The following is a 10033-nucleotide window of genomic DNA, read 5'->3' as shown; positions in this document are numbered from 1 at the left end:
ATGGTGAAAATGGCGAAGAAGGTTAAGAAGGAGCGCGCGAAGATCGAGGAGCGTGCCGCCTCGAAAGCAGCTTCCACCGCAGCCGAGAAATGCCCGGTGACCAGCTTCTCATTGGTGAAGGCCTGCAGCGTGCGCACCGCGCCGATCTGCTCGCTGGCATAGGCGGTGGCATCGGCCAGCGTATCCTGCGCCTGACGTGATTTGCGCCGCACCGAACGGCCGAAGGCGACCAGCGGCAGCACGATCACGGGTATTGCCGCGATGACCAGGCCGGACAGTTTCGGGCTGGTGATGACCATCATCCCCACCGCGCCAAGGCCGAGGATGACATTGCGCAGCGCCACCGAGGCCGTCGCTCCGACCGCCGACTTGACCTGCGTCGTGTCGGCGGCAAGCCGCGACACGATCTCGCCCGACTGGGCGGTGTCGAAGAAGGCAGGCGACAGCGTCGTCACATGGGCAAACACATCGCGCCTGATATCGGCGACGACGCGCTCGCCCAGCGTGATGACGAAATAGTAGCGGCCGGCCGATGCTGCCGCCAGCAGGGCGGCCATAGCCACCAGCGCTGCGAAATATTCGGCAATGAAGGTCGTGCTGGACGACGAGAAGCCATGATCGATCATGCGACGCACCGCCAGCGGCAGCGCCAACGTGGTTGCCGCCGCGATAACCAGCGAGATAATGGCGCCGACGACCAGCGTGCGGTAGTGCGTGATGTAGGGGAACAGGCGCCTGAGCGGCTTGAGCGAACGCCGGCGCTCGTCTGCGCTGGTGATTTGCGCCATCCCGATGTTTCCTCCAGCCGTCCTTGGGGTCTGCGCCTCAATATGCGCTTGCCGCGGCCTTGTGATTCAATTCCGGCTGATGTATAGGCTCGCCGACCGTTTTAGAAGCCGTGGCTCCTCAATAGCTGCGGCTTCGAGTTTTAAAAAGGGGCGCATCGACGCAGGCTTATGCCCGTCGCCAGCGCCGGCAAGCCAGGAACCGAACCATGAAGACCGACATCCATCCCGATTACCACACCATCAAGGTCGTCATGACCGATGGCACCGAATACACGACCCGTTCGACCTGGGGCAAGGAAGGCGATACGATGAACCTCGATATCGACCCGACCACCCACCCGGCTTGGACCGGCGGCCAGCAGACCCTGCTCGACCGCGGCGGCCGCCTGTCGAAGTTCAAGAAGCGTTTCGAAGGTTTCGGCATCTAATTGCATGTCGCCCAAAAGTGCGAAGCGGTTTTGGGATAACGACTTGCATCAAGTAAGAACTTAAGCCAAACGAGCTTTCACAGATCGAAAACCCGCCCTGTGGCGGGTTTTTTGTTGCGGCGCGGTCCTACTCGGCCAGCAATTCCCTTAACGCCATGCGCTTGTAGGCGGCGACCAGCCTGTCGCCCTCCTGCCGCTCAACCGAGATCGCCAGCCGCATGGCGGCCTCGCCCATCTGCCAGACCAGAAACGCCGTGGTTTCCAGTGTCGCCGGATCGGCTGCCGGCCGCAGCCGTTTCAGCACCGCGCTGAGGAATTCGGCGTTGGCACGGCTGTCGGCGAGTTCGAGCTGGCGCAGCGCCTTGTCAGCCTGCGTGCCCGACCAGATGTCGCGGATCACCGGCTCGGCCAGGAACAGCCGGTAATAGATGTCGACCAACTCTGAAAACGCGGACTGCAGGCCTTCGGCGTCGCTGATGCCAGCCAGTGCTGCCGAAATGCAGGACTGGCTTTCGGCGGTGTAGCGCTCGGCCAGCGCCCAGATGATCGCCCGCTTGTCCGGAAAGAACTGGTAGAGCGACCCGATCGACACCCCAGCGCGCTCCGCCACCTCACCCATGCGCATGGCATCGCTGCCTTGCTCGGCGATCAGCGCCGAGGCAGCCGCCAGCATGCGCTCGACCCGCTCGCGGCTGCGCTGCTGGCTCGGCGCCCGACGCGGTGAAGCAGCCTGCTTCTGTGCGGAAACGGGGGTTGCCGCGTCTTCCATACCTGACTCCAAATGCCGCCAAAATCACTTGACTCGAAAAATACGAGGGTTTATCACGTTTTGCAAATGTGAGGATTAATCACGTTTATGCGGAGGAAAGCACAATGGGCATCTGGAGCAACTGACATGATCGCGAAACTTCTTCCCACTCTCATCTTCATTGCCGCACTTGGCTCAGGCGTCGTCGGCGGCGTCTTCTTTGCTTTCTCCAGCTTCGTCATGCCGGGCCTCGCCCGCATGCCAGCCGCAAGCGGCATTGCCGCGATGAATTCCATCAACGTCACAGCGGTGACGCCGCTGTTCATGACAGCACTGTTCGGCACGGCTCTCGTCTGCATCGTTGTCGCCATCGGTGCGGTGATCGGCTGGAACCAGCCAGGCTCGCTCTGGCTGGTTGCCGGCAGCCTGCTCTATCTCATCGGCATCGTGGTGGTGACGATGATCTTCAACGTCCCGCTCAACGATGCGCTCGCCGCCCTCGATCCGGCCAGCAGCAATGGCGCAAGCCTGTGGTCGCGCTACCTCGACGAGTGGGTGATGTGGAACCATGTCCGCACCATCAGCGGCATAGCCGCGCTGGCATCCTTCTGGTTCGCCGCGCGTTGAAAAGGATGGATGGAGCCACCGATGAAGGATCAATATTCGAATATGGCCTTCGGCATGGCAATCGGAGTTGGTGTCGGTGCCGCGGTCGGCACCGCTCTGGATGACCTTCCGATGGGCGTCGCCGCGGGTATTGCGATTGGCGCCGCCTTCGGAGCGTGGCGACGCAAGTGACGGCAGCGCCGGCGGCCTCTACGCCTTTGTCTTCCGATCGGAATGACCGAGGTCGCGGTCCGGATCAATGACATCGCGGACCAGTTGCTTCAGCTTGGCCGCGTCCGGAAAACCGCCGTCGCGCTTGCGATCCCAGACAAGCACGTCATTGCAGGAAATGGTGAAGATGCCGCCGGTGCCCGGCACCAGCGTTACTTCGCCGAGGTCCGTGCCGAAGGTCGACAGCAGCTCCTGCGCCATCCAGCCGGCGCGCAACAGCCATTGGCACTGCGTGCAGTAGGTGATGCGGATGGCGGGGAGCACTCTCTCGCTCATGCCGGGCTGAGCTCCGCTCATGCCGCGCTGAGCTTGGCCATGGTCTCGTCGTCGACTTCGAAGTTGGCGTAGACGCTCTGCACGTCGTCGTCGTCCTCGAGCGTGGCGACCAGTTTCATCAGCGACTGTGCCCGCTCCTCGTCGACCGGAACGTTGTTCTGCGGCCGCCAGATCAGCTTCACCGATTCTGCCTCGCCGAGCGAGGTTTCCAGAGCCTTCGACACCTCACCGAGATTCTCGAAGGCGCAATAGATGGTGTGGCCTTCCTCGTCGGTTTCCACGTCGTCGGCGCCGGCTTCGATTGCCGCTTCCATGACCTTGTCGGCGCTGCCGGCCGATGCCGGATAATAGATCTCGCCGACGCGGTCCCACATGAAGGAAACCGAGCCCGTTTCGCCCATCGCGCCGCCGGCCTTGGTGAAGGCAGCACGCACATTGGACGCCGAGCGGTTGCGGTTGTCGGTCAGCGCCTCGACAATGACAGCGACGCCGCCCGGGCCATAGCCCTCATAGCGCACGGCTTCGTAATTCTCGGCATCGCCCATCGAGGCCTTGTTGACGGCGCGCTGGATGTTGTCCTTCGGCATCGACACCGCCTTGGCGTTCTGGATCGCCAGGCGCAAGCGCGGGTTCATCGATGGATCGGGCGTCCCGCTCTTGGCGGCGACGGTGATTTCGCGCGCCAGCTTGGAAAACATTTTAGACCGCACCGCATCCTGGCGGCCCTTGCGGTGCATGATGTTCTTGAACTGTGAATGGCCAGCCATGGCACCCCTGTCGTCTTCTCGGCTAGAGCATCGCGAAGCGAAGTGATCTGACCTCGTCTTCCGCAATGCCCGAATTCAAAATTTCAGAGCGTCCCAGGTGCACCTCTTGGAAGCACGGCGTTCTCTGTCGGAATGGCCGGCTTATAGATAAATCGGCTCAATTCGTCCAGCCGCACCGCGCATGCGGCGCAAGACGTGACCTGCTGCGGCCGCTCACGCCTCGAGGTCCGACTTCAGTCGGTCGATGATGCTGAGCGCATGGCCGGCATACTGGCTGATCCAGCGGTCGTGGATCTGCTTGATCGGCAGCGCGTTGAGATGGTTCCAGCGCTCGCGGCCGTCGCGCCGCGCAACGATCAGGTCGGCCTCCTCCAGCACCTTCAGATGCAGCATGACCGTGCAGCGATCGATATCGGGAAAGGCCTCGCACAGCATGCCGGTCGTCTTCGGCGCGTCCTTCAGCTGATCCAGCATTTCGCGCCGGCGCGGATGCGCCAGCGCCTTGAAAACATTGTCGTCTTGCGATCTGCTTGACATGTTATGTTTATATAACGTATCTTTGGACCGATCAAGGGAAGGAGCTGTGGATATGTCACTTGGATTCAGTGTTTCCGGACGCATCGGCAAGCCGGTCGCCGACGTCTTCGACGCAGTCGTCAATCCGAAGAAACTGAGCGGCTATTTCACCACGATCGGCGGCGCCAGCGCCCCGCTGGAAGCCGGCGCCGGCGTCGTCTGGTGGGGCAAGGTGCCGGTTGAGGTCGACGAAGTGGTCAAGGACCGCCGCATCGTGCTGCGCTGGGATGCCACCGATGAGGACGGCAAGCCGGCCTACAAAACCCGCATCGAGATGAACTTCGAACCGCTGGACGATGGCGGCACCTTCGTCACCATCGCCGAGAGCGGCTGGCAGGAAGGCGCGGTCGGCCTGAAGAAGTCCTACCTCAATTGCGAGGGCTGGTCGCAGATGCTGGCCTGCATGAAGGCCTATGTCGAGTACGGCATCAATTTGCGCGACGGTTACTACCGCAGCGAGATGAAAGGCGAACCCGCCAACGAGACCAATGTTTGAGCGACCCGACATCTGAGCAACCAGAAGGAAGAGGAGGCCTTTGCGATGAAGAAAGTAACGCCATTCCTGATGTTCGAGGGCAAGGCCGAAGAGGCAATGACCCTCTATTGCGAGACCATTCCCGGCAGCAGCGTCCTCGACGTCACGAATTACGGCCCCGGCGAAGACGGTCCGCAAGGAACGGTCAAACTAGCGCGGGTGTCGATCGCCGGCCTGGAAGTCATGGTCTTCAACAGCCCCGTCCACCATGCATTCACCTTCACGCCATCGGTGTCGCTGTATGTGGACTGTTCCTCCGAGGATGAACTGAACCGAATTGTCGAGACGCTGGGCAAGGATGGCGCGTTCCTGATGCCATCGGACAATTACGGCTTCAGCCGCCGTTTCGCATGGCTAAACGACAGGTTCGGGGTCTCCTGGCAGATCAATCTCGCATGACTGGTCTGTGCAAGGGCGACCACCCTGCTGCTCTTGCCTCAATGCCCGCCGCCCGGCTTCTTGCGCCGCCGCGCCAGCATGTTGAGCCCCTCGACCAATGCCGAAAAGCCCATCGCCGCATAGATGTAGCCCTTGGGCACATGGTAGCCCATGCCGTCGGCGATCAGTGTCATGCCGATCATCAAAAGGAAGCCCAGCGCCAGCATGACAATGCTCGGGTTTTTGGCGATGAAGTTGGCCAGCGGCCCGGCCGCCAGCATCATCACGCTCACCGCCACGATCACGGCGATGTACATGATGGCGATCTCGTCGGTCATGCCGACGGCGGTGATGATCGAATCGATCGAGAAGACCAGGTCGAGCAGCAGGATCTGGAAGATCGCGCCGGCGAGGCTGATCTGCAGCGTCTCGCCCATCATCGTATCCTTGTGGTCGTCGGGATCGACCGTGTGATGGATCTCCTTGGTCGCCTTCCAGACCAGGAACAGGCCGCCGGCGATCAGGATCAGGTCGCGCCAGGAAAAACCATGGCCGAAGGCCGTGAATACCGGCGTGGTCAGCTGGACGATGATCGAAATGGTGGCCAGCAGCACCAGCCGCATGATCAGCGCCGCCGAGATGCCGAGCCGGCGGGCACGGGCCCGTTGTGCTTCCGGCAGCTTGTTGGTCAGGATCGAGATGAAGATCAGATTGTCGATGCCGAGCACGACCTCGAGCACAATCAGCGTCAGCAGCGCGACCCAGGCGGTTGGATCGGACACAAATTGAAAATGCGGCGCCAGGAATTCGATGAGCTGCATGGAGGTCGTCCCCTCTTTTAACGATCTAGAGCAGTGTCGCCGGCAGTTAGGTACTAAGCGTGCCTATATCAATGTCATGACCAGAAGGACGGTGCGGTTTCCTCCAGCCGCGGGCCGCGACGAAACGGCGCGATCCGCTCGGTCAGCCCGGTGCGGTCGGAAATATCGACGCCGACGCCGCACAAGGTCGCCGGTCCGGTCGCCGCTTCGAAGCGGCCTTTCGGCACTTTCGACAGGAACCGGTTGAGCGGCTCCTCCTTGTCCATGCCGAGCGAGGAATCATAGTCGCCGCACATGCCGGCGTCGGACATATAACCGGTGCCGCCATTGAGGATCTGGTGATCGCCGGTCGGCTGGTGGGTATGGGTGCCGACGACGAGGCTGGCACGGCCGTCGACGAAATGCGCGAAGCACATCTTTTCCGAGGTCGCCTCGGCGTGGAAGTCGATGATCACGGCATCCGCCTGCTCGCCGAGCGGACAGGCGGCAAGCTCGCGTTCGCCGGCCTGGAAGGGATCGTCGAGTTCGGGATGCATGAACACCCGGCCCATGATGTTGGCGACCAGCACGCGCGCGCCGCTCCTGGCGATGTAGACGCCGGAGCCGCGCCCGGGCGTGCCCTTGGGAAAGTTCGAGGGGCGCAGGAAGCGCTCTTCGCGCGGCGCGAAGGCGAGTGCGTCGCGCTGGTCCCAGACATGGTTGCCGGTTGTGACGACATCCGCACCGGCCGCGATCGTCTCGCGAAAGATATCTTCGGTGATGCCGAAGCCGCCGGCGGCGTTCTCACCGTTGACGATGACGAAATCGAGTTTGAAGTCGGAGATCAAGCCGGGCAGTTGTTCCCACACCGCCGTCCGTCCCGTCTTTCCAACCATGTCACCGAGGAAGAGAAGTCTCATATGATCCCGCACCGAAGGTCAGCGAAGCAAAAGCTGCATGACGTCTGTGAAAGATCATGCGTCCTTTTATCTACAATTTTGACGCGAAGCGGCGCAACCCGCTCTCGGTCAGTATTTCCGGAATGACGACGTCATGTTCCTCATCCGGCACCATTGCCACCTCCTGGCAGTCGAAGGCGATGCCGACCAGCCGCGGCGGCTGTCCCTTGTCGATCAGCTTGGCGATGGCGCGGTCGTAATAGCCGGCACCATAGCCGATGCGATGGCCGCGCGCATCGAAGGCGGCGAGCGGCACCAGCATCACCGAGGGGTCGAGCACTTCTGCTTCTTCATGCGGGCCGACCGTGCCGAAACCCATCTCGACCATCGGCGCGCCGCGCACCAGTTCGCGAAAGACGATCGTGGTTTTGTCGAGAATGGCCGGCAGGCAAAGCCGCGCGCCCCTTTCGCGCAAGGCAAACATCAGCGGCCTGACGTCGACTTCCGAGCGCATCGGCCAGAAGCCGGAAACGATCTGGCCCGGCTCAATGTGGAGGTGATCGCGTGCCGTCTCTGCCATTTCAAGCGCGACCTCCACCCGCCAGAATTCGTCGAGCGCATCGCGGCGTCCGAGGGCCTCGCGGCGAAGCTGCTTTTTGAGGTCTTTGAGAGAGGTCATGCAGTCAGGGTAGAAAAGGTCAGATCTGGATGGAGTGTTGGGAGCGACGTTTTCCACCGCAATCATCCACCGAAATGCGGGACGCGTGGCAATAAGTGACGATCCACACAACCGGTGGAGAGAGCGATCCCGGGAACCTACAAAGTAGGTGGGCGCCGTGTGAGAAAACCCACGGGTCTTCCCAGGGACAGCTCCCTAAGGATCGTTAAGGCCCCGGGGAAAATGTTCTCCTGCCGGGAAGCACAGACCGTCCCGCCCAATATAGGCTGCCGGCCGGCTAAGCGCCAGTGAGACGGGCACTCTTTCCGTGTTGGTTCAGGCCCTCGCGCCGCCAACACCTCACCCTTGCACAGGCACGGCCTCGTCCTTACGGTCGCGATGACCAACCGAGGAGCAAGAATGCGTTTCGAAGGCACGGCGGCCTATGTCGCCGACAAGGATCTGATGGTGGCCGTCAATGCGGCGATCGCGCTGGAGCGGCCCTTGCTGGTCAAGGGCGAGCCCGGCACCGGCAAGACGGAACTGGCCCGCCAGGTGGCGGCTGCACTCGGCCTCGACCTCATCGAATGGCACGTCAAGTCGACGACGCGGGCGCAGCAGGGCCTGTACGAATATGATGCCGTCTCGCGGCTGCGCGACAGCCAGTTGGGCGACGAGCGCTTCAACGACATCAGGAACTACATCAAGCGCGGCAAACTCTGGGAGGCTTTCGCCGCCGGCAAGAAGGTCGTGCTCTTGATCGACGAGATCGACAAGGCCGACATCGAATTCCCAAACGATCTCCTGCAGGAACTCGATCGGATGGAGTTCTTCGTCTACGAGACCGGCGAAACCATCCGCGCCGCCGTCAGGCCGATCGTCATCATCACCTCCAACGACGAGAAGGAGTTGCCGGACGCGTTCCTGCGCCGCTGCTTCTTCCATTACATCCGCTTTCCCGACGTCGACACGCTGCACAGAATCGTCGACGTCCACTATCCCGGCATCAAGCAGAACCTGGTTCGGGCAGCCCTCACCCAGTTCTACGAGATCCGCGAAGTGCCGGGGCTGAAGAAAAAACCGTCGACCTCCGAGGCGCTCGACTGGATCCGCCTGCTGGTCGCCGACGATATCGCGCCCGAGGATCTGCGCGCCGACCCGAAGAACGCGTTGCCCAAGCTGCATGGCGCATTGCTGAAGAACGAACAGGATGTCCATCTGTTCGAGCGGCTTGCCTTCATGGCGCGCAGGCAAGGGTGAGGCGCCGGGCACTTGCTACGATCGAGCTTCGCTTGCGCCCTGAGCACGATGACGGTCCCTTGCCTCTTGCGGCGCGACGTTTCTGGGGCCGAAGACGACGAAGCTGATGACGGCAAGGGCAAGAACGCCGATCCCGCTATAGAGCATGACCCAGCCAAAACCGTTGACCAAGGCGGCATGCGCAAGCGCGCCGGACGGGTCGAGGGTCGCCAGCCTGGGCGAATATTGGGAGAGGCCATCGAGATTTCCGGTGGCGATCTTTTCCGCCAACGCGCGCAATTCGTCCGGGTCAAGGGCCGTGCCCAATGCGGTTTTGAGATAGGAAGCAATTCCCTGCGTCAACAGCAGGCCCAGCACCGCGATGTTGATGGCGAGCGTGATCAGCCGCGCGCTGATATCGATGCCCGAAGCCATGCCGGCGCGATCCGGCGACACCGAACCCGTCGTGGTGTTGGTGGTCGGTGAGTTGGTGAGGCCGATACCGATACCGGCGATCAGCGTACCGGGCAGCATGGTCAGCCAGCTGGCTCCCTCAAGGCTCGAACCTATCCTCATGGCGATAAAGCCGACCCCCAATGTCAGCAACCCGAGCGGGATCGCCACCCGCGCCTGATAGCGGGCGCGCAGGCGCTCGGCGGTCGAGGACATCAGCATCAAGGGAAGCGTGTAGACGAGCAGCAGCAGGCCGGTCGTGGTGCTGTCGTAGCCGAGCACACCCGAAAAATAGATCGGCAGATACATGATGAACGGCCAATAGCTGAAATTCATGCCGATGCCGCCCATGATCGCTCCCGAAAATTGACGGATCCGGAACACCGAGAAATCGAACATCGGATAGGGGCTGATCTTCTCGGCAACGAGGAACGCGGCGAAGGCCAGCACGGCAGCACTTGCCACGCCGATGCGGGCACCAGAGCCGAGATCGGCCCCTTGCGTGATCAGATAGGAGAAGCCGAACACCGCGAACGAGAGCGTCAGGATACCGGCACGGTCAAGCTTCTGGGCATTGTGGTCGCGTGATTCGGTGACACCGGCACCGATGAAGACCAGCGCAAGGATGGCAAGCGGCACATGGATGAGGAA

The 10033-nt window shown here is 61.9% G+C and carries 15 protein-coding genes and 1 other RNA gene; 6 read left to right on the top strand and 10 right to left on the bottom strand.

The window, feature by feature from the left end:
* Window positions 1–788 (bottom strand): ABC transporter transmembrane domain-containing protein (locus tag EN969_RS05380; RefSeq protein WP_245467418.1); only part of this gene is annotated, 788 nt, incomplete at its 3' end.
* Between the two features lie 206 nt (window positions 789–994).
* On the opposite strand from EN969_RS05380, the gene rpmE reads away from it, so the two are divergent.
* On the top strand, window positions 995–1216 hold the full coding sequence (gene rpmE, locus EN969_RS05375; RefSeq protein WP_013529118.1) for a 50S ribosomal protein L31: 222 nt from the start codon (window positions 995–997) through the stop codon (window positions 1214–1216).
* A gap of 127 nt (window positions 1217–1343) precedes the next feature.
* Here the strand turns inward: rpmE and EN969_RS05370 are convergent, their stop codons facing one another.
* Window positions 1344–1985: a TetR/AcrR family transcriptional regulator gene (locus EN969_RS05370; RefSeq protein ID WP_024502910.1), complete on the bottom strand. Its 642-nt coding sequence runs from the start codon at window positions 1983–1985 to the stop codon at window positions 1344–1346.
* 126 nt (window positions 1986–2111) lie between these two features.
* Between EN969_RS05370 and EN969_RS05365 the strand changes: the two genes are divergently transcribed.
* Together EN969_RS05365 and EN969_RS05360 are read left to right on the top strand one after the other, a co-directional pair.
* Entirely contained in the window at window positions 2112–2591 is a 480-nt protein-coding gene (locus EN969_RS05365) for an anthrone oxygenase family protein (protein ID WP_082826561.1), read from the top strand.
* A 21-nt stretch (window positions 2592–2612) separates the two neighbouring features.
* Window positions 2613–2762, top strand: a complete 150-nt coding sequence (locus tag EN969_RS05360; RefSeq protein WP_082826704.1) for a hypothetical protein — start codon at window positions 2613–2615, stop codon at window positions 2760–2762.
* Between the two features lie 18 nt (window positions 2763–2780).
* Here EN969_RS05360 and EN969_RS05355 read toward each other — a convergent pair whose 3' ends face one another.
* The 3 genes from EN969_RS05355 to EN969_RS05345 form a co-directional block, all read right to left on the bottom strand.
* Window positions 2781–3077 (bottom strand): SelT/SelW/SelH family protein, encoded by a 297-nt coding sequence (locus tag EN969_RS05355; protein ID WP_127224143.1) that lies wholly within the window; start codon window positions 3075–3077, stop codon window positions 2781–2783.
* A gap of 17 nt (window positions 3078–3094) precedes the next feature.
* Window positions 3095–3844, bottom strand: coding sequence for a YebC/PmpR family DNA-binding transcriptional regulator (locus EN969_RS05350; RefSeq protein ID WP_013529113.1), 750 nt, complete (start codon window positions 3842–3844; stop codon window positions 3095–3097).
* Between the two features lie 213 nt (window positions 3845–4057).
* On the bottom strand, window positions 4058–4381 hold the full coding sequence (locus EN969_RS05345) for a helix-turn-helix domain-containing protein (RefSeq protein WP_024502907.1): 324 nt from the start codon (window positions 4379–4381) through the stop codon (window positions 4058–4060).
* A gap of 52 nt (window positions 4382–4433) precedes the next feature.
* Between EN969_RS05345 and EN969_RS05340 the strand changes: the two genes are divergently transcribed.
* Both EN969_RS05340 and EN969_RS05335 read left to right on the top strand, forming a co-directional pair.
* Window positions 4434–4916: an SRPBCC domain-containing protein gene (locus tag EN969_RS05340; RefSeq protein WP_063169205.1), complete on the top strand. Its 483-nt coding sequence runs from the start codon at window positions 4434–4436 to the stop codon at window positions 4914–4916.
* 45 nt (window positions 4917–4961) lie between these two features.
* Window positions 4962–5354: a VOC family protein gene (locus EN969_RS05335; protein ID WP_063169206.1), complete on the top strand. Its 393-nt coding sequence runs from the start codon at window positions 4962–4964 to the stop codon at window positions 5352–5354.
* A gap of 38 nt (window positions 5355–5392) precedes the next feature.
* Here the strand turns inward: EN969_RS05335 and EN969_RS05330 are convergent, their stop codons facing one another.
* From EN969_RS05330 to ssrS, 4 genes are all read right to left on the bottom strand, one after another.
* Complete coding sequence (locus tag EN969_RS05330) at window positions 5393–6154, bottom strand: TerC family protein (RefSeq protein ID WP_013529109.1); 762 nt, start codon at window positions 6152–6154, stop codon at window positions 5393–5395.
* Window positions 6155–6228: 74 nt separating this feature from the next.
* A complete protein-coding gene (locus tag EN969_RS05325) occupies window positions 6229–7053 on the bottom strand; it encodes a YmdB family metallophosphoesterase (RefSeq protein ID WP_024502904.1) in 825 nt (274 codons plus the stop codon).
* A gap of 70 nt (window positions 7054–7123) precedes the next feature.
* A complete protein-coding gene (locus EN969_RS05320; protein ID WP_024502903.1) occupies window positions 7124–7711 on the bottom strand; it encodes a 5-formyltetrahydrofolate cyclo-ligase in 588 nt (195 codons plus the stop codon).
* A 96-nt stretch (window positions 7712–7807) separates the two neighbouring features.
* Window positions 7808–7963: non-coding RNA, 6S RNA (gene ssrS, locus EN969_RS05315), on the bottom strand.
* A 147-nt stretch (window positions 7964–8110) separates the two neighbouring features.
* On the opposite strand from ssrS, the gene EN969_RS05310 reads away from it, so the two are divergent.
* The gene (locus EN969_RS05310) at window positions 8111–8950 is read left to right on the top strand and encodes a MoxR family ATPase (protein WP_063169207.1); all 840 of its coding nucleotides are present in this window, start codon (window positions 8111–8113) and stop codon (window positions 8948–8950) included.
* Between the two features lie 15 nt (window positions 8951–8965).
* Here EN969_RS05310 and EN969_RS05305 read toward each other — a convergent pair.
* Window positions 8966–10033 (bottom strand): MFS transporter (locus EN969_RS05305; RefSeq protein WP_127419014.1); only part of this gene is annotated, 1068 nt, incomplete at its 5' end.

This window comes from Mesorhizobium sp. M7A.F.Ca.CA.003.01.2.1, from assembly GCF_003998945.1.
GTDB classification, from domain to species: domain Bacteria; phylum Pseudomonadota; class Alphaproteobacteria; order Rhizobiales; family Rhizobiaceae; genus Mesorhizobium; species Mesorhizobium ciceri.
The sequence above is the reverse complement of the archived record's forward strand: the minus strand, read 5'-3'. Positions and strand labels throughout refer to the sequence as shown.